Source organism: Liquorilactobacillus nagelii DSM 13675 (assembly GCF_019444005.1).
GTDB classification, from domain to species: domain Bacteria; phylum Bacillota; class Bacilli; order Lactobacillales; family Lactobacillaceae; genus Liquorilactobacillus; species Liquorilactobacillus nagelii.
Map to the genome: position 1 here is coordinate 2339075 of NZ_CP049304.1, position 26514 is coordinate 2365588.

Annotated in this window: 22 protein-coding genes and 1 CRISPR repeat array; of the genes, 19 read left to right on the forward strand and 3 right to left on the reverse strand. The window is 34.2% G+C overall.

What is annotated here, in order from left to right; all coding sequences use genetic code 11:
• Positions 1-347 precede the first annotated feature (347 nt).
• The 8 genes from cas6 (at position 348) to cas2 (ending at position 8636) form a co-directional block, all read left to right on the forward strand.
• A complete protein-coding gene (gene cas6 / locus G6O73_RS11655) occupies positions 348-1103 on the forward strand; it encodes a CRISPR-associated endoribonuclease Cas6 (RefSeq protein WP_157056653.1) in 756 nt (251 codons plus the stop codon).
• Between the two features lie 16 nt (positions 1104-1119).
• Positions 1120-2841 (forward strand): type I-B CRISPR-associated protein Cas8b1/Cst1, encoded by a 1722-nt coding sequence (cas8a1, locus tag G6O73_RS11660; protein ID WP_057885262.1) that lies wholly within the window; start codon positions 1120-1122, stop codon positions 2839-2841.
• The gene (cas7i, locus tag G6O73_RS11665) at positions 2842-3735 is read left to right on the forward strand and encodes a type I-B CRISPR-associated protein Cas7/Cst2/DevR (RefSeq protein WP_057885263.1); all 894 of its coding nucleotides are present in this window, start codon (positions 2842-2844) and stop codon (positions 3733-3735) included. It abuts the gene before it with no gap.
• Complete coding sequence (gene cas5 / locus G6O73_RS11670) at positions 3722-4504, forward strand: CRISPR-associated protein Cas5 (protein WP_057885264.1); 783 nt, start codon at positions 3722-3724, stop codon at positions 4502-4504. Before cas7i ends, cas5 begins: the two co-directional genes overlap by 14 nt.
• 44 nt (positions 4505-4548) lie before the next feature.
• Positions 4549-6837: a CRISPR-associated helicase/endonuclease Cas3 gene (locus tag G6O73_RS11675; RefSeq protein WP_057885265.1), complete on the forward strand. Its 2289-nt coding sequence runs from the start codon at positions 4549-4551 to the stop codon at positions 6835-6837.
• 12 nt (positions 6838-6849) lie between these two features.
• Positions 6850-7338 (forward strand): CRISPR-associated protein Cas4, encoded by a 489-nt coding sequence (gene cas4, locus G6O73_RS11680; RefSeq protein ID WP_057885266.1) that lies wholly within the window; start codon positions 6850-6852, stop codon positions 7336-7338.
• Between the two features lie 191 nt (positions 7339-7529).
• Positions 7530-8348, forward strand: coding sequence for a type I-B CRISPR-associated endonuclease Cas1b (gene cas1b / locus G6O73_RS11685; RefSeq protein ID WP_235805056.1), 819 nt, complete (start codon positions 7530-7532; stop codon positions 8346-8348).
• A 6-nt stretch (positions 8349-8354) separates the two neighbouring features.
• The gene (gene cas2 / locus G6O73_RS11690; protein WP_057885267.1) at positions 8355-8636 is read left to right on the forward strand and encodes a CRISPR-associated endonuclease Cas2; all 282 of its coding nucleotides are present in this window, start codon (positions 8355-8357) and stop codon (positions 8634-8636) included.
• A 187-nt stretch (positions 8637-8823) separates the two neighbouring features.
• A CRISPR array of direct repeats spans positions 8824-10108; the repeat unit is 30 nt; unit sequence GATTCTATTTAACTTAAGAGGAATGTAAAG.
• A gap of 298 nt (positions 10109-10406) precedes the next feature.
• Here cas2 and G6O73_RS11695 read toward each other — a convergent pair.
• A complete protein-coding gene (locus tag G6O73_RS11695) occupies positions 10407-11387 on the reverse strand; it encodes a Gfo/Idh/MocA family protein (protein WP_057885268.1) in 981 nt (326 codons plus the stop codon).
• 2 nt (positions 11388-11389) lie between these two features.
• Entirely contained in the window at positions 11390-12058 is a 669-nt protein-coding gene (locus tag G6O73_RS11700; RefSeq protein ID WP_057885269.1) for a ribose-5-phosphate isomerase A, read from the reverse strand.
• Between the two features lie 188 nt (positions 12059-12246).
• On the opposite strand from G6O73_RS11700, the gene G6O73_RS11705 reads away from it, so the two are divergent.
• From G6O73_RS11705 to G6O73_RS11715, 3 genes are all read left to right on the forward strand, one after another.
• Positions 12247-14151, forward strand: a complete 1905-nt coding sequence (locus G6O73_RS11705) for a PTS fructose transporter subunit IIABC (protein WP_057885270.1) — start codon at positions 12247-12249, stop codon at positions 14149-14151.
• Between the two features lie 54 nt (positions 14152-14205).
• Entirely contained in the window at positions 14206-15045 is an 840-nt protein-coding gene (locus G6O73_RS11710) for a MurR/RpiR family transcriptional regulator (RefSeq protein WP_057885271.1), read from the forward strand.
• A 112-nt stretch (positions 15046-15157) separates the two neighbouring features.
• Positions 15158-15685, forward strand: coding sequence for a GNAT family N-acetyltransferase (locus tag G6O73_RS11715; RefSeq protein WP_057885272.1), 528 nt, complete (start codon positions 15158-15160; stop codon positions 15683-15685).
• 159 nt (positions 15686-15844) lie between these two features.
• Here G6O73_RS11715 and G6O73_RS11720 read toward each other — a convergent pair whose 3' ends face one another.
• Positions 15845-16972, reverse strand: coding sequence for an NAD(P)-dependent alcohol dehydrogenase (locus tag G6O73_RS11720; RefSeq protein ID WP_057885273.1), 1128 nt, complete (start codon positions 16970-16972; stop codon positions 15845-15847).
• A 415-nt stretch (positions 16973-17387) separates the two neighbouring features.
• On the opposite strand from G6O73_RS11720, the gene G6O73_RS11725 reads away from it, so the two are divergent.
• From G6O73_RS11725 to gatA, 8 genes are all read left to right on the forward strand, one after another.
• Positions 17388-17891, forward strand: a complete 504-nt coding sequence (locus G6O73_RS11725) for a phosphatidylglycerophosphatase A family protein (protein WP_057885274.1) — start codon at positions 17388-17390, stop codon at positions 17889-17891.
• Positions 17892-18041: 150 nt separating this feature from the next.
• Positions 18042-19541 (forward strand): glutamate/gamma-aminobutyrate family transporter YjeM, encoded by a 1500-nt coding sequence (gene yjeM / locus G6O73_RS11730; RefSeq protein WP_235805057.1) that lies wholly within the window; start codon positions 18042-18044, stop codon positions 19539-19541.
• A gap of 414 nt (positions 19542-19955) precedes the next feature.
• The gene (locus G6O73_RS11735; protein WP_057885275.1) at positions 19956-21086 is read left to right on the forward strand and encodes a 5-methyltetrahydropteroyltriglutamate--homocysteine S-methyltransferase; all 1131 of its coding nucleotides are present in this window, start codon (positions 19956-19958) and stop codon (positions 21084-21086) included.
• Positions 21087-21548: 462 nt separating this feature from the next.
• On the forward strand, positions 21549-23210 hold the full coding sequence (locus G6O73_RS11740; protein WP_057885276.1) for a peptide ABC transporter substrate-binding protein: 1662 nt from the start codon (positions 21549-21551) through the stop codon (positions 23208-23210).
• 413 nt (positions 23211-23623) lie between these two features.
• Positions 23624-24349 (forward strand): hypothetical protein, encoded by a 726-nt coding sequence (locus G6O73_RS11745; protein ID WP_057885277.1) that lies wholly within the window; start codon positions 23624-23626, stop codon positions 24347-24349.
• A gap of 60 nt (positions 24350-24409) precedes the next feature.
• The gene (locus G6O73_RS11750; RefSeq protein ID WP_157056654.1) at positions 24410-24652 is read left to right on the forward strand and encodes a hypothetical protein; all 243 of its coding nucleotides are present in this window, start codon (positions 24410-24412) and stop codon (positions 24650-24652) included.
• A 43-nt stretch (positions 24653-24695) separates the two neighbouring features.
• Positions 24696-24965, forward strand: a complete 270-nt coding sequence (locus tag G6O73_RS11755; RefSeq protein ID WP_057885279.1) for a hypothetical protein — start codon at positions 24696-24698, stop codon at positions 24963-24965.
• 38 nt (positions 24966-25003) lie between these two features.
• Entirely contained in the window at positions 25004-26464 is a 1461-nt protein-coding gene (gatA, locus tag G6O73_RS11760) for an Asp-tRNA(Asn)/Glu-tRNA(Gln) amidotransferase subunit GatA (RefSeq protein ID WP_057885280.1), read from the forward strand.
• Positions 26465-26514: the final 50 nt, after the last annotated feature.

The window sequence follows — 26514 nt, forward strand, 5'->3', positions numbered from 1 at the left end:
GATGTTAAAGAATGTTTTTTTGATTGCAACTGTTAAAGCAGCGATTAATAGTACTAGAAAATTAGTTTTTTAATTTTTAAACTGTTACAGCTGATTTGAACAAAGAAAAGTATCATTTTGAAACTTTTCTTGAATAACTTTGTTGAAAAGCATATTTTAATAGTAAGTATGAATTAATTTATTTAACATTATTGGAATGTAAAATGTATTATGTTTTTTATGTTAATCATATTTAAATCTAACTTTACAGGAGTTTTACTTAATGATTTTTACAATTATTAAATAAAAAATATTATACATGGAATTGAAAAATTTAATTTTATTTTATATCATTATGATGAAAGGAGGTGAATTATTATATGAGGTTTTCAATAGAGTTAAAATTTGTTTCACCCAAGGCAAAACCAGTTAAATTAAAAATTAGGTATCAAGAAGCATTTTTGTATCTTTTGAAGTCGGGGTTATCGCATGTAGATCCGAATTTATTTTCTTATCTGTATAGAAAAAATACGCCGAAACTGTTTTGCCTTGCGGCTAATTTTCCCGATGCAACATTTTATGCTGACTCGATAACTTTAGGTGAAAAAAATAATGCTTATTGGCAATTAAGTACAGCGGATGCTAAGTTGGGGTTGTCTTTTTATAATACATTGATGTATCTGTACAAAAACGGTCCATGGCCGTTTGGAAAATGTCTTAAAGTGATGTTTGGTTCACCATTTCAAATTAAAGAACCCGTAATTGTGACCAATGAAATAAAAGTCAAAACCTTATCACCGTTGGTTGTAAGAAAAGATAAGCGACTATTTTTATCAGGAACTAAAGATGCAAATTTAGAGCAGTTCAATCAAGTGTTACAAGGAAATATGCAAAGCCGTTTTAAAAACTATTATCCAAAAGAAATAAGTCATATGATTGAAAATATGACTTATTTACCAATAAAGACCCGCAAAACAGTTATTAAAACTTTTGATATAAATATCGAATCAACAGTAGGTGTGTTCTCTTTAACTGCAGATCCAGTTTTGCTGAGCCTTTTGGTGAAAAACGGTTTAGGCATTCGAACGGGAAGCTTTTCAGGCTGTTTAAAAGTTATTCATTAAGGAGGTGAATAAGGTAATGCAAGAAGTTATTGATACAGATCAAAAAATTTGTTTTAAATCGCAAGGCGGTTGGCTAGAAAATGCTGGAATTATTGGTTTGATCAGAATTTTAGATGCTGAAGATGTTAGTATTGAAAATAATTCATTGTACGTAAAAAAGAAAGCGCTTAATTATTTTGCTGAAAAATATTTTGAATTTTTTATTAAAATCTATGGAGGACAAACTCGAGTAGCTAGAATTATAGACTTTAAGGTAAAGATAGAGGAATGGCAGAATATAGATGAAAATAAAGCAGATCCTGAAATTATTTATAATCAGTTAGATAACTGGTATAAAAATTGTTTGAAATATTATATTGCCTCAGGAAGTTTTAAAAAAATTAGTAGTTTGTTTCCGCCAGATTTTGATAGTACGTTAGCTTTAAAAGATTGCAGTAAAGACTTGCAAAAACTGAAAAAGTTAAAAAAAGACAATCAGGGTTTCAATGAAGTATTGCAGCAACTTATTCCTAAATTACAACAATTTATTGATTATTTTTCGATTCCAAAAGCTAAAAAATATTTTATGGCTAAAACACTTTCATATATTGTGATTAATAATGCATGGGGTGGAATTTCTTTTTTTAATCCGCAAACTAAAACGCCTGATTTGTATCAGGATTATGAAGATGCTTTTGTTAAGCCAGTAGTTGAATATTTGAAAGCAGATCATCAAAAAGATGTTTATCGATGTGCAACGTGTGGTCGGCCAATAAAGAAACAGAAATATTCATATAGCTTTTTGAATGGGGTGGGTTACGATACTAATCGCAAAACGAGCAATGCTTGGCTTTTTAATAATGATCAGTTTATGTGCCCACTTTGTCATTTAATGTATTCAGCAGTATCAGCAGGGTTTAACTATGATAACAGACATCAAGGCATTTTTATTAATCAAAATCAAGACATAGAGTTACTGAAAAATGCAAATAATAAAATTATTTTGGAAATGAAACGAGCAGTTGAAAAAGAGCAAATTATATCTCCTTGGAGAGCATTTGCATTATCATTTCAAGAAATGTTTGCCAAATCTAGCAGTTATACATTGGCTGACATTCAGGTTGTCAGTTATCAAAATGGACAGTATCGGTTTAATTTGGTTCCTAAAAAAATTGCTAGTGTTTTAAAAAAAGCTAGCGAAAAGCCTTTTTCAAATAGACAAAAAACAGTTGCTTTGTTATCAGTTTTAAATTCAGCATACATTAAAAATTTCCAAGGTCAAAGTTCACTTCAGATATATGATGCAATGTTAAAGCTGTTATTGGTTTCAGCTAATTTGAATTCGCTGATCAGTGATGTTTTGCAATTGAAGATAGTTAGGCATCAAGACTTGCATGTCACAGTTGAGCAAATCTATAACTTAATTCAAATTAATTTAATTTATTTTAAGGAGATGAGTAATTTGGCTTTAACAGATGAAGAACTAAGAAAGATGCGGGGCAGCGGAAAAAATCTGGGTGATGGCTATGCAAATACAAACAAAAGACAAACTTTAGCATATCGTTTGTTACAGGCGCTAAAAATTCAAAATAATGATCAATTTATGAATATTCTTTTGGATGCATACCTTTACCAGAAAAAATTGGTACCCAAAAATTTTATTCAAAAAATGAATTCACCAGAAGAATTTAATCAATTAGGTTATGCCTTTATTGCAGGATTAATTCCAAATGATAACAAAAATGAGGAGGAGAAGTAGATGAAGAGTAAAGGATTAACGTTAACAATCTTAATGCAAGCAGCAAGTGCTAACTATGGAGAAAGTTTGGGAAATATTGCTTCCTTGAAAAAAGTGACTCGTGGCGATGGTTATCAATATACTTACATTTCCAGACAGGCTTTGCGTTATAACATGATTCAACAATTAGGCGAGCCACTTGCTACATTATCAGCAGAAGGTTCGGGGGATAAAAAGGTTATTCAGTTCGATAAGAATGCAACAATTAAAGATTATCCAGAAATTGATTTTTTTGGTTATATGAAAACTGCTACAAATAAAAACGCGCATGTGCGTTCAGCTAAAGTTCGACTTTCTAATGCAATCAGTTTGGAACCTTTTCGCGGCGATACTGACTTTTTAAATAATATGGGTTTGGCAGCTAGGATTAGAAAAGATAAGAATGATGAATCAATCAATAATAGCTTAGCACAGTCAGAAATTCATCATTCTTATTATCGTTACACTGTAACTATTGATTTAGATCAGATTGGTATTGATGATACGGATGAAATTGAAATTGATAATCAAGAAAAAGCGCGTCGAGTAGCAAAATTATTAGATACTGTTGCTTATTTATATCGTGACATTCGTGGCCGGCGTGAAGACTTTAAACCACTTTTTGTAATTGGCGGAGTTTATAACATCAAGAATCCAGTTTTTGAAAATATTTTAAATATTAAAAATAATTCAATTCTAATTGAACCTTTAAAGGACGTTATGACAAAGGAGATTAAAGATCAAACCAGGGTTGGTGTTGTTTCAGGACAATTTGATAACACGGATGAATTAAAAAAAGAGTTGAACGCAGTTTCGGTTGCAAAATTTTTTGATTCATTAAAACAGAAAGTAGCTGATTACTATGAAGGCAATTAAGATAACTGCTTTTCAAGAATCTGCAAATTATAAAGTTCCAATCAGTCATGATTTTCGAGAAAGCTACCCTTTGCCACCCTATTCAACAGTTATTGGAATGGTACATTATTTATGTGATTTCAAAGAATATCATCCAATGAAAATCAGTATTCAAGGATCATATGGTTCAACAACAAGTGATTTATATACCGAATATGAGTTTAAAAATGGAATGAAATTTGAGCCTAAACGTCATCAGCTTAGCGTAAATGGCTTTGGTATTAGTCGCGGGGTAGCACAAGTTCAATTGATGACGGATGTTAACTTGGTGTTGCACGTTATTCCTGAAGATCAAGCAGAAGTGGAAAATATTTATAATTGCTTGAAGTATCCGCGGGAATATCCAAGTATTGGTCGAAGAGAAGATTTAGCAGTTTTTGAGAATGTTGAAGTCGTAGAGGTATCTCAATGTCGTTTGAGTAAAGATCTTTATTCAGGTGAATACGCAAATGGTACACAGCAGGGCTTAAGAAAGAATTGGGCTGCATATATTCCAAATGAAATTCTAAACAATAGTCTTGATTTTTCTCATCGTGATAAACATGAAACGGACATTGATACAGGTACTAAATACAGTCTTAATAAGGTTTATTCGTTGGTAAAAACAAGAAAAAACAAACCGGCAGAACGACGTTGGGAAAAACATGAAGTAGTTTATACAGAATTTTCAATTTGGCAAGATGCAGTGATTACGGCAGATGATGAGGGAGATGCAATTTTTGCTGTCTGACAAACAGAGTCGCCTAATTGGCGGCTTTTTTAGGAGGCCTAAAAATGGACTTTTTAGCTAAATCAAATGGTGAAACTTTAAGTGAACATACAGAGAATTTATTAATTCAGTTTAAACTTTTGAAGAAATTTTACCCACAAGCATTAAGCGAGGACGAATGGAACATTTTACTATTAGCTTGTAAATACCATGATTTAGGCAAAATGAATAATAAATTCCAAGATAAAATAAAAAGTAAAAGACGAGGAATGGAAAAAGATGAATTACCTCATGGTTTACTAAGTGCGTCATTAATTCCGTATAGAGAATTACGAGCATTGTATCCTATTAGTGACTTGAGAGCACTAGCTTATTCTGTCGCTCTTCACCACGAAAGAGATTTTTCGGAATTTGATCAGGATGATTATAAAAGAGAGGTTAGATTACTAGCAGAACCTGCTGATAATTTTGATTTTAATAGAATCGGATTACATCAGATGCTACCTCAAGTACCTCCTGGCAGATATTTTGAATTTAAAACGGTTATAGGTGCTACTAAGGAACCTGATACTTATAGAAAATATGTTAAAACAAAAGGACTTTTGAATAGAATTGATTTTGCAGCTTCAGGTTATTATCAAGTTGAATTTCCTGACAATGGTTATTTGCAGGAACATTTGCAAGAAAATGCTTTAGAAAAGTGGCAAAAAGAGCAACCGGATGCAGATTGGAATGAAATGCAAACTTGGATGGGCAAGCATATTGAAGATAACGTTATGATTATTGCTCAAACGGGAATGGGTAAAACAGAAGGCGGGTTGCGTTGGTTAGCAAATGATAAAGGGTTCTTTACTTTACCACTTAAATCAGCAATAAATAGTATTTATGATCGAATTAAAAATGAAATATTTGAAAAAACTGAGGAATCAAAAAATTATGTAGGAATTCTGCATTCTGATATGCAACAGATTTTGCTTGAAGAATTTGAGAAAAACGATGATTTTGATAGCTCAAATTTAAATGACTATAAAGCTTATTTAAATGAAAACCGAGGCTGGTCGTTGCCATTAACAATAACAACGTTAGATCAAGTTTTTAATATTGTTTATCATTATCGTGGATATGAACCTAAGTTAGCTACTTTAAGCTATTCAAAAATTATAATTGATGAAGTTCAAATGTATTCGCCAGATTTGTTAGCATATTTGATTTATGGGCTAAAGATGATTCAAAAATTGGGTGGAAAATTCGCTGTGATGACAGCAACACTAGCCCCATTTGTTGTGGACTTGTTTAAGAAGAATGGCTTAGAATTCATAATGCCGACACATCCATTTTTATTGCCGGAATTTTCGCAACGTCATTCAGTTAAGATTTTACATCATCAACTGAATGCTAATGATATTAAGAACAGTTTTCACAATAATAAAGTATTGGTTATCTGTAACACAATTAAGGAGGCAGTTTCATTATATGACGAGCTATCTTTTCAATTAAAAGATAATGTCAAATTAATTCACAGTCGATTTATCCGGAAAGATCGTCAAAGGTTAGAGAAAGAAATTACTAATTTTAGTAGTAAAGAAATTAAGAAATTTGGAGTTTGGATTGGTACTCAGGTGGTAGAAGCTTCGCTCGATATAGATTTTGATGTTTTATATACTGAATTATCAGAATTAAATAGTCTTTTTCAGCGAATGGGACGTTGCTATCGTCGACGTAATTTTGATAGGACAGGATACAATGTTTTTATTTATGATGGGGGAGAAGAGTTACCAAGTGGTGTGCATGAATCTAGTCAGCGTTCAGTTTATGATTATGAAATGTTTTGTCTATCTAAAAAAGCAGTTGCTAATTTGAATGGCCAGCTTAGTGAGCAAGATAAAATGGATTTAATTGAAAGAACTTATACCATGAAAAATCTAAAAGACAGTTCATATTTAATAAAAGTACGAGATACGTTTGAGTATCTAGATGCTTGTTCCAATGATCATAAATCTAAACAAGAAATTGCAAAAGAGTTCAGAGACATTGAGTCTGTTACGGGCATTCCTCAAAAAATAGCTGATGAGAATGAGGCCCTGATTAAGCGATTGAATGAATTATTGCAATCAAATAATTATCAGAAAAATCAGTATGAGATTACAAAGTTAAAAAATGAAGTCTTAAATCTGACAGTGCAAGTCCCATCTTATTTATTTTATCGAAAAAGAAATGATATTGAAGTAGGACTTGTTGAACTCTCGCGTTATCAAAAAATTCCAATTATAAGTGACGAATATGAATATGATAATAATAAAGGCTTGAGCTTGAGCCCTAAAAAAAAAGAACATGAATTTGATAATATTTTTTAAGCAGGTGATCACATGAAAATTACGGGCAATATGGTTAATTATTATTTTGTTTGTACGCGCAAGTTATGGCTATTTAGCCATCAAATTCAATTTGAAAATGAGAATGAAAATGTTAGGTTAGGCAAAATATTAGATGAAAAAAGTTATGGTCGTAATGAAAAACATGTCATGTTGGATAATGTTGTAAATTTAGATATGATTGAGAATTGGTCGGTAATTCATGAAATAAAAAAAACAAGGGCAATTGAACCTGCTGCTGAATGGCAACTTAAATATTACATGTATTATTTAGAACAAAAAGAAATTCAAGTAACAAAGGGAATTCTGGATTACCCTAAATTAAAACAAAGATTTGAATACCATTTAACTGAGAAAGATAGGAAAAAATTACAGAGTTATATGGAGAATATCAAGGAAATTGTAAGGAGAAAAACTGCTCCAAAGGTAATTTCTCAATCAATTTGCAAGTCGTGTGCTTATTATGAATATTGTTACGTTTAATGAACAAAGCTGGTGATTAATTTGGAAAGTTATTATTTATTTTCTAGCGGTAAACTTTTTCGTAAAGATAATGTGATTAGATTGCAAAGAAATGATGGCAAATATAAAGACTTAAAAATAGAAGTTATTAGAGATTTATATTTATTTGTGAAATTGAAACTAATACTAAATGTTTAAACTATTTATCGCAAATGAAAATCCCTGTGCATTTTTTCAATTATTATGGATATTATACTGGTAGCTTTTACCCACGTGAACAAAATGTGTCAGGTACACTTTTAATTAAGCAGGTAAATGTGTATCAAGATTCAACTAAAAGAATAAAATTAGCTCAGAAATTTGTTTTTGGTGCAGCTGAGAATTGCTTAAGAAATTTAAAATATTATCAACGACGGAATAAAGACTTGATGACAGAGATAAATCAAATTACAGCCTTAGAGAAAGCTATTTTTAGGACAGTCAGTATACCAGAGTTAATGGGGGTTGAAGGTGATTTTCATCGAATTTATTATTCTGCATGGCAGAAAATTTTTAGTGAGGATATCGACTTTGATAAGAGGGTTAGAAGACCACCCGATAATTTAGTTAATGCACTGATATCATTTTTAAATATGATGACTTATAGTGTCTGTTTATCAGAAATATATGTAACTCAGTTGAATCCAACAATCAGCTATTTACACACATCACTTGAACGTAGGTTTTCTTTAGGTTTGGATATTTCTGAAATTTTCAAACCATTATTAGTAGATCGAATAGTTTTTAATTTAATAAATAAGGGGGTCATTAAAGAAGACGATGTAGAAAAGAATTCAAATTATTGTTATCTAAAGCCTATATCTTTGCGCAAAGTAACACAGATGTTTGATGAGTATCTTCAGAAAACAATCACGCATCGTCAACTCCATAGAAAAGTTTCATATCGCCGACTTATTAGATTGGAATGTTACAAGATTATTAAAGATTTAATGGGAGAGGAAGAATATCAACCTTTTAAATTATGGTGGTGATTTTAGTTGTATATAATATTAGTTTACGACATTGCTTTAGATCAGAATGGAGCTAAAGTTTTGAGACATGTTTTTAAAATTTGCAAAAAATATCTGAGCCATGTGCAAAAATCGGTTTTTGAAGGGGAACTTACCAAGTCACAATTACAAAAATTGACTACGGAGTTGGATAAATGGGTCAGAAATGATAAAGATTCGATAATTATTTTTAAAAATCGAAACAAAAATTGGCTTGATAAAAAATTTATTGGCCTAGATATGTCTGATGAAACATCAAATTTTTTTTGAATTTAACTTGTCTGTCGACCTCAAATAGTTCAAATCTATGGGGGGACTGACAGAGAAGATGAAGCTTAATTTATTAGGCTTGAAAGAAAATATGGGAAAAGGTAATATTTAAATATAGACAATAGGTGAGATGGTCGACAGAATGTAGATGAAAAGTATTGATTTTATAGGGATTTCAATGTATATGGATTCTATTTAACTTAAGAGGAATGTAAAGTCATCATTTTCTACTGTGTCACTGCTTTTAGGCTTGATTCTATTTAACTTAAGAGGAATGTAAAGAGAGAAAAAAGTGAGGTTTACCATGCAGTTGGACGGATTCTATTTAACTTAAGAGGAATGTAAAGGTCTGCTGGGCATTAGAAAGAGAATTCTTTTGACTAGATTCTATTTAACTTAAGAGGAATGTAAAGTTAGGTACTAAATTAACCTGCCCTAATGAATTGAAATGATTCTATTTAACTTAAGAGGAATGTAAAGAAAACTGAACTAGACGGTGTAAATGGTGTATCGGTTCGATTCTATTTAACTTAAGAGGAATGTAAAGTTTCGATTGCTGGCTCAAAAAACTGTCTAGCCGGTGATTCTATTTAACTTAAGAGGAATGTAAAGAAAGTTTTAGGAGCCTGGGTTGACACTCTTGTAAGGGATTCTATTTAACTTAAGAGGAATGTAAAGATAGATCTGGCTACCGTCTATGTTAGAAAACCACGATTCTATTTAACTTAAGAGGAATGTAAAGAGTATCTTTTTGAGACGATTAGCAGCATCTGCCGCTGGATTCTATTTAACTTAAGAGGAATGTAAAGTTTAAAGAAACGAGGTTCATTAAATGAGAGTATACGCGATTCTATTTAACTTAAGAGGAATGTAAAGTGTTATTTTTCATGCTTATGGTAAGCACCGGGATAATGATTCTATTTAACTTAAGAGGAATGTAAAGACATTTCATCATAATTATTTGAATTATTTGTTTTAGATTCTATTTAACTTAAGAGGAATGTAAAGGAAGAAACGCAGGCAGAACAAATTCAATTACGAACATGATTCTATTTAACTTAAGAGGAATGTAAAGCATCTAATTCATGCAGGCAAAACAAGTTGGCTGGCAGATTCTATTTAACTTAAGAGGAATGTAAAGACGAGCAATCCAGTGCCGCTTTTAGTTGGCAATTACAGATTCTATTTAACTTAAGAGGAATGTAAAGCTAAACGTAGCTGTCATACCGTCTGGATAAGTTACGATTCTATTTAACTTAAGAGGAATGTAAAGACTATCTTACCGTCTTTTTCATTCACTTCATATTTGGATTCTATTTAACTTAAGAGGAATGTAAAGCATTTTGCAAACTCAGCTAATACTTCGAATTCTTCTGTGATTCTATTTAACTTAAGAGGAATGTAAATGTGGCAACTGGAGCAAAACGGTAGAGGCAGAAACTGATTCTATTTAACTTAAGAGGAATGTAAGTTATACTACCTGCAGGTTGAGTAATTCTTGCTCCCATATTTCTTATAAATTCTAACCAAAATGCCGATTAATATTCTGCTGATACCATATTTTCTCGTAATCACAGCCTTAACTTCAGCATCATTAAGGTACTCTTTGACTGCTATAGCTTTATTCTCAATACTACTTTTGTCATAATAAATACCCCTAAAGTCGAAACGTAACTTTAGGGGTAAAATTTAATTTTCTGATTTAAAAATCAAAAATAAGGTTCTAGATCATTAGATTAAAGCTTTAAGTACGTGTTTTTTACACTGCACTTAGTCAAAAGGATATTTCATACCCCAAGCATTTCTTACACTATCTAGAATATGAGCAACGTCGCGTGAAATTGCCAGCTGACCGTCATCATGTCCATTAGCAATATAACGTTGCATATCGCGAACCTCATATCGTAAAGCCTGCGTACCATCACCAGAGCTCAAAGTCTCTGTAGTTTGGTCATGGGCATCTGCAGTATAGGTGATTTCGGCACTTGTAGCACGTGGATAATTATTAATTTCAACATAACCTTTTGTACCTGAAACTACTCCGCGTTTTGGTTGCTTTGCCCGCATTGAGAGTGCCATCACTGCTAATTGTTCTTGATCATTTTTTAGAATAATCCCTGACTGTTCATCAACGCCTGTTTCAAAAAATTTAACAGTAGTTAACGTTGTATTTGGCTGAGATGCCAAGAAAGTTCTTGCGAATGCTGTAGCATATCCCCCAATATCAAGCAAAGCGCCACCAGCTAAATCTTTATTGAAGAAACGATTTTTAGGATCATAATCTTTTAAACTACCAAAATTAACTTGAACTAATTTTATTTCTCCTAATTTACCATCGGCAATAACTTTTTTTACTTGATCAAATACAGGCATATGATATAAAGTTAGCCCTTCAGTTAAAATCAATCCTTTTTTGGCAGCAATTGCTTCAACTTCATCAAATTGCTTTGCATTGACGGTAATCGCTTTTTCGCAAAAGACGTGTTTACCAGCCTCTAAAGCTGCTTTGATATATTGATAATGGTAGGTATGCGGAGTAGCAATATAGATTACATCAATAGCTGGATCATTGATCATTTCATTAGCATCAGTGAAAGTTTTGGTGATATGTTTTTCATTGGCAAACTTTTCTAGCATTTCTTTATTAACATCTGCAACAGCGTAAACTTCCCCATTGACATCATTTAAGGCATCAGCCATTTCATGTGCAATCCAGCCAGTACCAATCATTCCCCAGTTGTATTTTTTCATAATTAATCTTCCTTTCTAAATTTGTGTAGATTTCCCAACTCATCAAATGTTATTGCGAGCGTAACCAAATTCTCAAAAAACGAAGTGGCGACTACACCATTTAACTGTGTCAGCGAGCTATTGATATTAATGATGTTATCCCAATTGCTTGAGTAACAATCTATTAAGAGGTTGCCGGATGGTGTGCGGGCATAACCTGCGATCTCTTTTGCTAATCGTACTTCATGTTTAAGATGCAATCGCTCAAGCGCTTTTTGGATAGGTATTAAAGCTTTTTCCATTATTTCTAGTGTTAGTGGAATTTGCGGACTAAGCTGCTTGGTAACTCTTTGGAAGGGAGCTAGAATGATGTATTCATCAGCAAGTTCAGCATTAATTTTTTCAAATAAATGAATACCTCCATTGCTTTTTAACGCGTTCAGGTTAGTATCCAGTGAATCACAACCATCAAAAGCAAGATCAATGTGTGAAATTTCATCGGTATTAGTGATAGCAAGTCCCAACGATTCACAGTATTTTTTTGTTGCTTCTGAAGGAGTACAAATTGTCAGATTTAAATGCGATTGAGAAACGATTGCTGAAGCAAGCTTGGCAACATTACTTCCACCGCCTAAACTAATGGACATTTGCGGTTTGATTAAGGATAAGGCTTCTTCAATTAGTGGAACCAAAAAAATCACCTCTTTTTATTTAGTTTCACAAAAACATATATTATGAAATTAATTTACAAAAATATGATAATACACGAAAATTTGTTTGTCAACAGTTTGAATTTACAGTTGACATCATAATAAAAAACGGTTACATTATAATTGCAATTAATTTCACTAAAAATAAAAATGAGAAAGAGGTTTTCACGATGGCGGTACTAGATATTCTAAAAAAAGACATCATGATTCTGAATCTAAAGGCAAAAACTAAAGATGAAGCACTAAAAGAAATGAGCAATTCGCTTTTTGAGAATGGCTTAATAAGCAATAAGGAAATCTTTGAAGCGGATATTTTCAAACGTGAAGCAGAAGCAACAACTGGTATTGGTGACGGAATTGCAATGCCACATGCGAAGAATAAGGTGGTAAAAGAAGCAGCAGTTTTATTTGCTAAAAGTGAAGCTGGCATTGAATATAATTCGCTTGATGGTAAACCGGTACATCTGTTTTTTATGATTGCAGCACCAGCTAATGCTAATAATGTCCATCTTCAAGCTTTAGCAAGTCTATCATCATTACTGTTAGATGCTAATTTAATTAGGGATTTAAAAAAAGCAACTACGGCAGATGAAGTTCAAAAATTATTTAAAAATGCTGCCCAAAAAAATCAGCAGGATTCGCTGAAAAATGCATCGCAAAAAGAATTACCACTGATTGTTGCAGTGACAGCTTGCCCAACCGGAATCGCGCATACTTATATGGCGGAATCAGCTTTGTTGGACGCTGGCAAAAGAATGAATGTCAGGATAAGAGTTGAAACAAATGGTTCCGAAGGTGTTAAACATCGCTTGAGCGCAAACGAAATTGAACAGGCGGTGGGTGTAATTGTTGCTGCCGATAAAAAAGTTGAGGTTGAGCGTTTTTCAGGGAAAAAAGTTTTACAAACAGCAGTAGTTGATGGAATTAAAAAACCTGAAGAACTTATTCAACAAGTTTTAGAAGGCAAACCAGCAATTTTTGAAGGAACTGGAGTTGGTAATAATTCGGCAAGTCAAGATAGCAAACAAGATGGTATTTGGCATCATGTCTACCAAGATTTGATGAGTGGAATTTCAAATATGCTGCCTTTTGTTGTGGGTGGTGGTATTCTGATGGCTATTTCTTTTTTACTTGAACAATCTTTTGGAAAGACTTCAACGGCATTTGTCTTCCTAAATTCACTCGGAACAAATGCATTTAGTTTTTTAATTCCAATTCTAGCGGGCTTTATTGCTTTTTCAATTGGTGATCGACCAGCGATGATGCCAGGCTTTGTTGGTGGTTATATGGCAACCCAGGCTAGTGCGAGCATTGTTAAATCTACGGGTAGTGCTGGCTTCATTGGTGGAATAATTGCCGGTTTTATTGCTGGATATTTAATCTTATTACTCAAGAAACTTTTTGTTAAGTTGCCAAAGTCTTTAGATGGATTAAAACCAATGATTATTTTCCCAGTACTTGGATTATTTTTTGTTGGTACGCTGATGTTTTTTATCATCGATCCGATTTTTTCGGTAGTTAATTTATTTTTAGTACATTTCTTAACAACTATGGGAACTGCCAACGCAATTTTATTGGGGGCAATTCTTGGTGGAATGCAGGCTGTCGACTTGGGTGGACCGGTAAATAAAGCTGCTTACACGACTGCAATTGGTGTTCTAACCACAACTGGAAATGGTAGCATGATGGCTTCAGTAATGGTGGGGGGGATGATTCCACCTTTAGCAATTGCAATTGCAACTACAATTTGGAGAAGCAAGTTTACTGCTGATGAACGTAAAGCTGGCATTAGTAATTATATTTTAGGAATTTCTTTTATAACAGAAGGAGCAATTCCATTTGCAATTGCTGATCCCGTAAGAGTGATTGGTTCTTGTATTGTTGGTTCAGTAATCGGCGGCGGCTTAACCCAATTATGGAAAGTAAGTGTACCAGCGCCTCATGGAGGTTTGTGGGTAGTTTTGCTTATGCATAATCCAATGTACTTTATCTTAGCTTTGATAATTGGAGCGCTTGTAGCTGGCACGATTTATGGTATTTGGAAACCCAAAAAAGCAGTGGCTTTTGATAAATAGATGATATTATATAAGTAATTCTATTCTAAGCAGTTGTTTGGAGGGTAAAGTTTAATGAGTAGTGAAAATGTAATTGATATGATCTATAGTAATCTGAGTGCAATGACCCAAACTGATAAAAAAATTGCTCAAAGTATTTTGAAAAATCCTGGAGATGCAGTCAATTATACAATTTCAGAACTAGCCAGTAAGTCGTCTGTCAGTGAAGCTTCAGTTTCTCGGTTTTGTAAAAATCTCCAGTTAACGGGGTTTCATCAATTAAAGATTGAATTAGCTAAAGTATCTGATGATGAATCAAGTTATTATAAAGTTGTTAATATTGATAATATTCAGCAAGCAATAACTAACATTAAAGATAATAAGAATTCAGAAATTTCAAACACTTTAGCCAGTATTGATACCTCAACGATAAAAAAAGTAATGAAATTAATTGAAAGTTCTAGAATTTTCCAAATCGCTGCTGAGGGGAATACCTTTCCAGTAGTTGAAGATGCATCTTACCGTTTTAATCAAATTGGTATTTTAACAATTTGTTCGGAATCTTGGGAAACATCCATTGGTCAAACATTAAATTTGGCAAGTGATGACGTACTAATGGTTATCTCTAATTCAGGTGAATCGAAGCGGCTATTAAAGCAAATAAGGATTGCAAAGAAAAAAGGTATTAAAGTTATTGCTATCACAAATCGAAATGATTCACCAATTGCGTTAGAAGCAGACTACCATTTGCGAACAGCTGTTAGACAAAAAGTATTACAATCGGAATATTATTTTTCCAGAGTTGCTGCAATGACCGTAGTTGAAACAATTTTTTTACTGCTAATTGCTAAAGATCGTAAGCGATTAAGTCGAATTACGGAACATGAAGCTATTATTTCAGATACGAAGATTTAAATTGAGTAATCAAAAGAAGCCAATTTTATTGATTCGATTAATTTAGTTTTTCAAAGTTGGAAGTAACGGCTAAGACTCAACTGTTGAAGAGGTTTTCTTGAAGGAGTTTGTGATGGATATAAAAATCATAACCAAGGATAATGAAGAGGGGCTGTTGCTGTCCAATAATCCTTTTGCTATTTCAGGTGAATTAGTTGTTAAAAGAAATAGTGATTGTTGGAGCTATGATATAAAAAGGTATTCGCAAGCTAAAGTGCGCCGGCAAACTTTCCCTGATGAAAATTATTCATTAAAAGATGTAAACAATACCGGCTTCGCTTTGGGTGCTTTTGACAATAATCAACCAATTGGCTTGGCAATTTTTCAAGACCAGCGGACTAAGTATTTATACCTCGCCGACTTGAAAGTAAGTAAGAAATATCGTCGAAGGGGCGTTGCAAAGTTATTATTAAATAAAGCAAAAAAATTAGCCGAGGCTCAAAAATATTTGGGCTTTTGGGTGATTGCACAAAATAACAATCTGGGAGCATGCCTTTTTTATCTGAAGTACGGTTTTATCATCGGCGGGCTTGATACAAAAGTATATGATCATTCTTCTCAAGCCGAAAAGCAAAATGTTCATTTTTATTATGATTTCTAGTGATGGTAGATTCGGTAAAAAAGCTTTGAGATAAGGATTTCTAAAACTATTCAGCATATAATCCAAAGCAAGTTAAATAAACTTTCAGGGTCTAAGCCTTGAAAGTTTATTTTTTCTGGAAGTATTAAGCGTTTAAATGCTAGTGGATAGTTTGAAAAATCAAGCTGGTTGGTAGTCAGGGTCAATAATCAGAACCGGTTTGATTACCTCACCTGAGATGGAGGCTTGGTTTGCTTCGTTAATCTGTTCAATTGAATAAAATTTTTCCAAACGATCAAAGGGAAATTTGCCGGCTTGCCAAAATTCAATTAATTCAGGAATAGCTTTTTGTGGAACAGCTTCCCCCATTAAGACTCCTTTAACGGTTTTTTCATATGAGGTCAAATCAGCAAAGGGATGATCAATTTTGAATTCGTGACGCGTCACAGCTAGTGGAGCAAAAACCCCACCAGATGCTAGGGCTTCAAAGGCTTGCTGCATGACCGGAGTTATTCCAGTAGTATCAATAACATAATTTGCACCACCATCAGTTATTTTGCGAATTTCTGCTACTGGGTCACTTTCTTTACTATTAATGACAAAGTCAGCACCAAGACTTTCAGCAAGTTCCAGTCGTTTAGGAACAATATCAACACAGATAACTTTTGAACAACCAGTAATCTTAGCCGCCATTAACGCACCTAAACCGACAGCTCCAGTGCCAAAAATTACTAACGATGAACCAACTTCGGGTTTTAGGCCATTGAAGACTGTACCTGAGCCAGTTACGAAGCCACAGCCTAAGGGTCCAACTTTACGCAAGTCAATTTTTTTATCGATAACGGTTACATTTCGATCGTCAACAATCGTTTCGCTAGCAAAGGATGACTGATTAAAGAGCATTTTAACCGGAGTCCCATCTTCAGTGAAAAAAGGTACAGAATCATCGATTCGAGTTCCTTCCATATTTAAGCGATTCCAATTTACACAAGCCGCAGGACGTCCGTTAAGACAATTTTTACAGTAGCCATCATAATCATAACAAAGAACGACATGATCACCGGGTTTGGTAGAACGAACCGCTCGACCAACTTCGGTAACAATTCCAGCACCTTCATGGCCTAAAACAGCAGGAAAAGGGAATTGGCCACCTTGACCATTGCGGACGGCTTCGTCGGTATGACAAATTCCACTAGCTACCATATGGACACGGACATCGTGTGGAGCTAATTCTTCGGTAATTTGCAGTGTTTTAATTTCAAAATCTTTGTCGGTGCCGGAAAGTACGGCAGCTTTAATTTTTTTCATTAGTAACAACTCCTGATTTTTAAATTAGTTATTACTGATAACGTTATCAATTAATTATTATCTTAAAACAAAATAAAAAGATTGCAAGCTTTATTTTTAAAAGGCTTTCATTAAAAATGTGAAGTATAATGCGAATTTAGTTAAGTAAAAAATTACAGCTGAAAATTAGCGAAAAACTGCACAAATCAGTTCTGTAATAAATAATTGAAAATTTCAATAATTTATTATAATTTCAAAAAATTGTTTTAATTATCACAAGGGTTTTAAAAAATAATAATGTGAAATTTTGAACTAAAAACCAGATATTTAATTAAAATTTAATTTTTGATTGAAATTTAAAAACGATGATTTTTGAAGAAAAAGTGATTTTACTCTAGAATAAGAAATGTAATTATAATCGAAAGGAGTCTTTATAATGAACGATCCAAAATTTAAATATCCTGATAAAGCTTCATATAAATTTGTTACTGATTATTTTAAATCTAAAGGGGTGGAAGCAGAGGACATTGCTTCAATTACTTATAATATCCAACGACAATATGTGCCCGGTCTTGAGATGCAGGAAGTAAGTGATGCAGTTATCGATGTTTTACACAAACGTGAGGTTTTAAATAACGCAATGGTGGGGATTGTTTTAGATCAATTTGCAAGTCAGCACCAATTACCAGAACCACTGCAAAGTATTGTTGAAAATGATAGTGGGGTTTTCGGCGTTGATGAATTGTTGGCAGAAGGCGGGATTTCTGGAATTTATGGCAAAATTGCAACGACAAATTTTGGATATCTAGATAAGGAAAAACATGGGATATTGAAGCAACTTGATCATCCTAGTGAGGGAAATGTGAATACTTTCTTGGATGATATCATTGCCGCGGTTGCTGCAGCTGCAGGAGCAAAAATAGCTCATGCGCATGCTTAGAATTAATTTTTAAATTAAAATTATTCCGTTGAATTTGATTGGCCTAATTAAATTCAGCGGATTTTTATTGACATCTTGGCTAATCATGGTAAGTTAGAAACTATAATTAAATTATGGTTAAATAAGCATGAAAATATTAGGAGAGAAAAGATGCCGATTAGTAAGAAAAAACAGTTGACGCTGCTAAGTGTCCTGTTGATGATTTTTACCTCAACATTCGCTTTTGATAATACCTCAATTGCATATTATACGATGGGATATGCTGGAATTATTTGGTATATCTTAGCAGCATTATTGTTTTTTGTACCCTCAACACTTATGTTTGCTGAGTTTGGAGCAGCCTTGCATGAACAGCCGGGAGGAGTTTTTGCTTGGCTGGAAAATTCATTAGGCCTGAAGTGGGCTTTTATTGGCGGTTTTATTTGGATAGCATCGTGGGTCATATTAATTGTCTCGACCGTTTCTAAAATTTGGATTATGTTATCAACTACTATTAGTGGTTCTGACCAAACAGGCAGTTGGCGGCTGGGTAATCTAACGTCCACACAATTTATTGGTATTATTAGTATTTTATTTTTTGTGTTAGTGACAGCCATTGCCACCCGAGGACTAAAAAAAGTGGCTCATTTAGCAGCAATTGGAGGAATTGCCGCGGCCGTTTTAACTGTCTTCTTTTGTTTAGCCAGTCTAGTATTGCTTGCCAAAAATGGATTTCATTTAGCCGAACCAGTTAAATTACCACAAACATTCATTAAATCACCGCGAGTCGGTTATCAGTCGACCAGTCAGATGATTTCTTTTTTAATCTTTGCGGTTTATGCATATGCTGGGATTGAAGCAATTGGTGGTGTATCTGATCAAATGAAAAATGCCAAAAAGAATTTTCCACTTGCTTTAGGTTTAGGTGCTTTGTTAATTAGTTCTGCATATGCAGTGATAATATTTCTTTGGGGAGCTTCTGCTAATTGGCAAGAAGTCTTTCATCGTTCTGGGGTAAATCTTGGAAATACTACTTACGTTTTAATGAGTAATTTAGGCTATCAATTGGGTCATCAGTTTAATTTAACACCTAAAGCTACTCAAAGTCTTAGCTTTTTCTTTGCACGTTTTGGTTCGTTAGCCATGCTTTTGAGTTATCTAGGCTCTTTTTTTGTAATAGTTTATATGCCAATCAAATCATTCATTTTGGGCACGCCCAAAAAATTATGGCCGAAAGCTTTGCCAAAACTAAATCGCTATAATATGCCGGCTAATGCTATGTGGTGGCAAGCATTGATCGTAGCTTGTTTGATTGGATTAACTTCTTTTGGCAATAAATCAGCAACAGCTTTTTATAATATTTTGACTTTGATGGACAACCTTTCTTCAACTTTGCCCTATCTTTTTTTGGTGACAGCTTTTCCTTTCTTTAAAGCTAACCAGCAGTTGTCTAAGCCATTCGAGTTATTTCATCGAAAAAGTAGTAGTTGGGCAGTAGTTATTTTAGTTGATTGTTTATTACTGTTAGGTGTTGGTTCAACTATGTATTCAGCTGTGGTTGCGCAAAATTATATGGACTTATTTTTAGAGCTAGTTGGACCGGTTCTCTTTGGAATTATTGGATATGCACTTTACTTGCTCTACTGTCGTCGCCGGCAAAATTCAATTTAATTTTTAGGCTTGACAATTAAATAGCATAAGATTAGAATACAAACAACGTTGTTATCTAATTTTAATTAATTGGATCTTTTGAGAAGAAGAGTAGCTGGTGCGTTGTTTTACAGAGAACCTGTGGAAGCTGAGAGCAGGAACTAACAAACTGGTGAAGATGAGCTTTGAAATAGAAATACTTGGTGCAAGCCAAGTATTCGGTAGGAACCGTTAACTTCCCAGATATAATTAAAGTATCGTTGAGGTGTCATTAGACACGAAAAAGGGTGGTACCGCGTTTCGTTCGCCCCTTGTTGATTCGGTTTATACTGGATTGATGAGGGGCTTTTTCTTTTGGTAAAATTTGAAGCTTGGAAATTAGATAGGGCAACGGAAATACATTTAACGGTAAAATTTTGAAAGGTGGAAATTTAGATGACTAATACAACAGCAACCAAATTACATTATGATATTGTTGGTAGTTTTTTACGACCAGCAGAATTAAAAGCGGCACGTGAAAAATTTAAAGCAGGAGAAATTTCTGTGGCTGATTTGCATCAAGCAGAAGATCAAGCGATTGAAGATTTAGTTGCAAAAGAAAAGGCTCACGGATTGAAAGTGGTAACCGATGGAGAATTTCGTCGCAGCTGGTGGCATTTGGATACTTTTTGGGGATTTTCAGGTGTGAAGAAGATTGAAAGACAACAGGGCTATACTTTCCATGATGAAGAAACACGAGCAGAGTCTGCTCAAGTCAGTGGGAAAGTGGCATTTAGTTCAGATCATCCAGATTTAGCAGCCTACAAATTCTTGCATACATTGACTGTAAATGACCCAGAAATTTCAGATCGCCAAAGCATTCCGGCACCAGCACAGTTGTATGCTGAATTAATTCGAGGCGAGAAAAATCGGCAAGCAATTGCAAAATATTATTCGAATGAAGCAGATTTAGTTGCTGATATTGGTCAAGCATATCATGATCTGTTGCTGGCATTATATGATGCTGGTTGTCGGGATGTGAAATTTGATGACTGTACTTGGGGAATGATTGTTGATGACAATTATTGGAAAAATCGTATTCAGGAAGGTTTTAGCCGAGATGAATTAGCTGAAGCCTATCTTAAGGTAAACAATGCTGCATTGGTTGACTTGCCAGAAGACTTACAAGTTACAACTCATGTCTGTCGCGGTAATTATCATTCTACTTGGGCAGCAGCTGGTGGATATGCTCCAATTGCTGATTATCTATTTGCTCGCGAGAATGTCAAATCATTTTATTTGGAATATGATGACAGCCGCTCAGGTGATTTTGCTCCACTAGCAAAAGTTGCAGCTGGCAAAGATGTGGTTTTGGGTCTGGTCACTAGCAAACACCCTGAGCTTGAAGATTCCCAGACATTAATTAAACGGGTTGAAGAAGCCAGTCAATTTGTACCACTGGAACATTTAGCTCTTAGTACCCAGTGTGGTTTTGCTTCAACTGAAGAAGGTAATAAACTGACAGAAAAACAACAGTGGGACAAGATTGAATTAGTAATTGATGTTGCCAACCAAATTTGGAAATAGTTTGTGTTGACATTTGTAAACTAGATTGCTATAATAAAGCTAAATTTGTCAAAGATGAGTAACTGGTTAATGTTTCTTTCAGAGAATCCCAGTAAGCTGAGATGGGATAGTAACGAACCAGTGAAGATGGTCTTACCATAATTTTCTGTAGTGAGTTCGATGAATAAGCGACAGACAGGTGTGCCTGTTATAGCATACAGGTTTTGAATGACCTTTTGAGGATAATCAGGGAGACTTGATTATTAAAAAACGAGTGGTAACGCGAAAACATCGCCTCGTGACTAGTTAAGATTAGTCAGGGGCTTTTTATTTTGGGGAAAGAAGTGACTAGCTATGTGTTGTTTGAGACAACAAAAAATTCGCCGCTGGCTGGCGTTATGGCATGGATCAGGTTGGTGGAAAATAGTGATAAATAATTTTGAAACTTAAAAATAAAATTATTTATGAAGGAGATTTGCAACAATGAATCAAAAAAGGCGCAAAATATTTTGGGGTGGACTGATTGCAGCCATTATCGTGATCATTGGAGTTGTTGGTTGGCAAAGCAGTACTAAAAATAAACAGAAAAGTACAACCAAAGCAACCAAACAGACAATTAATTTAGCAGCCAGTTATACAATTACTTCACTGGATGTTGCTAAAATTACTGATCGTACATCATTTAATCAAATTGATAACGTGGGCGAGGGTTTATATCAATATGATAAAAATGGTAATGCCTTGAAGGCTTTAGCCATCAAGACAAAAGTTTCGAAAAATAAAAGAATTTATACAATTAACATTCGCAAAAATACTAAATGGAGTAATGGTGATCTAGTAACAGCCAAAGATTTTGTATACTCATGGCAACATGCCGTTAATCCCAAAACAGCTAGTCAATATACCTACCTTTTTACTAACATTAAAAACGCTGATCAAATTATTGCGGGAAAAAAGGCCCCGACAACTTTAGGAGTTAAGGCAACCGGTAAGTATCAGTTGAAAATTTGGTTAAATCGACCACAATCTTATTTTACTAAGATTTTAGCTCGAGAAACGTTATATCCAATCGACCAACGAGTCGCTAAAAAATACGGCAGTAAATACGGCACAAGCTCTGCTAAGACGGTTTATAACGGACCATTTGTATTAACTGGTTGGAATGGAACCAATGATACCTGGCAGTTAAAGAAAAATTCAAAGTATTGGGATCGCAAGAAAGTCAAATTAAGTTCGATCAAATATCAAGTAGTTAAAGATCCAGCAACAGCGTACAATCTGTACAAAACAAACAAATTAGATTTAATGACTCTAACTGGTGATCAGATTAAGCAACTTGCAAATAATAAAGATGTGGTTAAACGAAATTTAGCTGGAACAGAATATTTAGAATACAATGTTCGTAAAAATAGTCCAGTAGCCAATAAAGATGTGCGTTTGGCAATTTCACTTGCATTAAACCGGAAAGAATTAATTAACAATGTTTTGCAAAATGATGCAAAATCAGCTAATAGCATTGTACCAAGCAACTTTGTCAAGAATCCACAGACCGGAACAGATTATATTAAAGAAGTAAAAGTCAAAAATACCACTAGTTATAATTTAGAGTTAGCTAAAAAGCTGTTTAAAAAAGGCTTACAGCAGCTGAACAAAAAGGAACTGACGGTCACCTTGATGATTGGACCCGATGATAGCACTAAAAAGACTGCTGAATTTATTCAGAGTCAGTTGGAAACACATCTTAAAGGTTTGACGGTTCAGGTCAAGACGATGCCAGTCAACGTCAAGCTTGCACGGCGGGCTAGCGGGGATTTTGATTTAGATTTAATTGGTTGGACGGCTGACTTTGCTGATCCGATTACTTTCTTACAGATGTTCACTTCTGATAGCACACAAAATCATCTTGGTTGGTCAAATGCTAAGTATGATAGTTTGATTAATAATGCTAATCAAAAAGATGCGGGCAATGTTAATCAGCGCTGGTCGGATTTAGTTAAAGCCGGTAAAGTGCTGAATCAAGAACAGCCAATTACCCCATTATACGAGATGAATACGGTTGACTTAGTAAATTCGCACTTGAAAAATATTGTATATGATAGTGTTAATGGACATTATAGTTATAAAGAAGCTTATTTAAGCAAGTAATGGTATAAATTTAGACGACAAACTTGTAATTTATGCTTAAATGGGGTTTAATAAAAATTAAAATAGAGTCTCCTAATTTTAATTAGGTGGATGAATGTCAAAATTATCAGAAACAACATGGAATCGTCGCTAAAAAGTAAGAGTCTGCCGTGAAATCACGTACTAGCTATGAGTAATTATGACGTTGATTGGTGGATGCTAAAGCTTTTGGTAATTAGCATGTAAGATCTCTATTTGAAAATCTAAGTAAATTGTGGTCGATGCACTGTTAGATGCAGTTCTCACCAGCTTTTGACTTTAGTCGTTGACCTAGCTTGATATTGCGATGACGTTCGCAAACTAAATTTGAATGCTTTAATTAGCTGATGACGTCTAGTTCTGTTACAGAACTAGACGTCATTTTTTTTAGGAAGGTGGATAACATTAAAGTTAAATTATTGAATAAAACGCAAGAATACGCCAATTTAATGGAATTAAGATTAACTCCTGAGCAAACCAGATTGGCAAATCGTTTAAATTTGCCAGAAATTTGTGATGTTATGGGTTCAGGAGATGACTTTATTTCAAGAATCAGCCAAAAAATGTTTTTTTGGCTGATTTGTTCTCGAGAAGATCTGCTATATTTGCAAGAAACGATTCAAGATGCTTTTGTGGATGAAAAGTTGGTTAAACGAATCTATCAATTGGTACCTAAAAATCGTTTAACTGTTGAAAAAGCTCTAAAAGATAAGCACTCAGTATCTTTAGCAGCAAAAATTAAGGTAATTAAGAATTTAGTCAAAGAGATTTATCTGATAAAATCTTGGGAATACTTTGGTTCAGACTTTGAAACAAGAAGTTATGGTGCGTCTTTTTTGAATTTCTTTTCACAATTTAACAATCTTCTATCGGAAGATAATTATTTTTATTGTAGAAGAATTTTACAACATCTTTATCATTTAGCTGTAACTGAAAAAGTTGTTGACAATCAAGCTACTGTAGAGAAGTTATGGGTAATTGTTTCTCCTTTGCTGGCTGAAGGCTCAACCAGCAAGAACTTAACCGTAACAACCATGATTGATCAACTATTTAGAGACCTAGTAGTTTTTTTTAAGGAACTTGAAGTTCAAATTGGTTGGTTAGTTGGAGTTATAAATTAAAAAAAAGCTTTGGGTAAAGGAGTCAAAATTTGTTATCCCCAATATGGGCAGGAATTTGAAATGATTGCTGGACAAGATTTAGTAGCTTGTTTAAAGCAAGGTTCAAAAAAAGTTGTGTGGCTAGAGGATCAACAAGGCAAAGATATATTTGATGTTTATCTGAAATTGGGAATATCAGCAACTAAAAATACGCAATCAACAGTTTTATTGTTCCAGTTGATGGCCCAGTCAGGATTATTTGTTTTGGCTAAAAAATTTACTACACAACCACAATTAAATATTTGGCAAGCAAAACTGGAATAATTATTTCAGTTTCTTCTATTTGATAGAAAGGAGCTCCTCCAGAATGAAAGAATTAGATTGCAAACTAAAAATCGAATATCTACTTGATGATTTAGACTTAGCTGAACAACGTAATGAAACTTATCATGGTGCATACCAGAAGCTTTTGGAAGTTAAGCGTAATTATTATGATGAGCTGGAAGTTATTTCTTTTGAAGCAGCTGTAGCTAATTTGATTACCGGATTAGCAAGGTGGGGGAAAAAACTACCGGCGCATCGACAACCCTTTAGATATCTTAATCTGCAGGAATATGCTCAAACTTGTCTTAGTTAACTGTAAAAAGCAAAATTATTTTTGAAATGAGGCATTTTATGAATTACTTTAATCAAGACTTAACTCAGATTCACGCTGATTTAGTGGACAGAAAATATAGTGTTCAAGAATTAATTAAGGCAACTTATCAAAATATTGAACTTACTGACAAAAAAATTCATGCCTTTTTAACGCTAAATAAACAAAAGGCAATGTTTCAAGCTCAAAAGGTTGATCAATCAGGAGCAGTTTTACAAAACTTATTGGCAGGAATTCCAATTGCGATTAAAGATAATATTGTGACTAAGTCATTAAAGACAACAGCGGCTTCGAAAATGCTAGCCAATTTTGTGCCAATTTATGATGCAACCGTGGTTGAAAGATTGGCTGCTGAACAAATGATTAATATTGGCAAAACAAATTTGGATGAGTTTGCGATGGGCGGTTCTACTGAAAATTCGGCTTTTCAAACAACTAGAAATCCTTGGAATCTAGCTTATGTTCCTGGCGGTTCATCGGGTGGCTCAGCAGCAGCAATTGCTTCAGGCCAGATTCCCGTTGCTTTAGGTTCTGATACTGGCGGATCTATTCGCCAGCCAGCTGCTTTCAATGGTATTGTCGGTATGAAGCCGACTTATGGTCGAGTTTCACGTTGGGGCTTAATTGCATTCAGTTCAAGCTTAGATGAGATTGGGGTTTTGTCAAAAACGGTCAAAGATAACGCAGTGATTTTATCAGTAATTGCGGGAAAAGATCAACGTGATGCGACATCTGTCAACCGAAATGTTCCAGATTTTACTAAGGAGTTAACATCTTTGGCTGACATTCATGGTTTAAAAATTGGAATTCCAAAAGAGTTTATTGGACCGGGGATCGATGACTGTATTAAGCAGACGGTTAACGAGACAGCAAAGAGGTTTGAAGAATTAGGTGCTAAAGTGCGGGAAATTTCTTTACCACACAATAAATACTGCGTGGCTGCCTATTATATTATTTCTTCATCGGAAGCATCTTCTAATCTGCAACGCTTTGATGGAGTGCGTTATGGCTACCATGCCGAAAATACTAAAAATTTGGATGAACTGTATGTTAAATCAAGGGCAGAAGGCTTTGGTGATGAAGTAAAGCGGCGGATTATGTTGGGGACGTTTTCTTTATCAGCTGGATATTATGATGCTTATTACAAGAAAGCAGCCCAAGTTAGGACATTAATTATTAGAGATTTTCGAAAGGCTTTTGAACAAGTTGATTTGATTTTAGGACCAGTAGCGCCAACGACGGCCTATAAAATTGGTCAAAATGTTACCGATCCTTTAAAAATGTATCTAAGTGATATTTTAACGATTCCGGTTAATATGGCAGGGCTTCCTGGGATGACGTTTCCTGCTGGTTTTAGCCAGGGGTTACCAATTGGTTTACAATTAATTGGCAAGTGGTTTGATGAACAGACAATTTATCGAGCTGGATATGTTTTTGAACGAAATACAGACTTTCATCGACGGCATCCAATGTTGAAATAAGTCCGACTAAAATTTTGATATCAAAAAGACTGTCACTAAAATTAACTTGA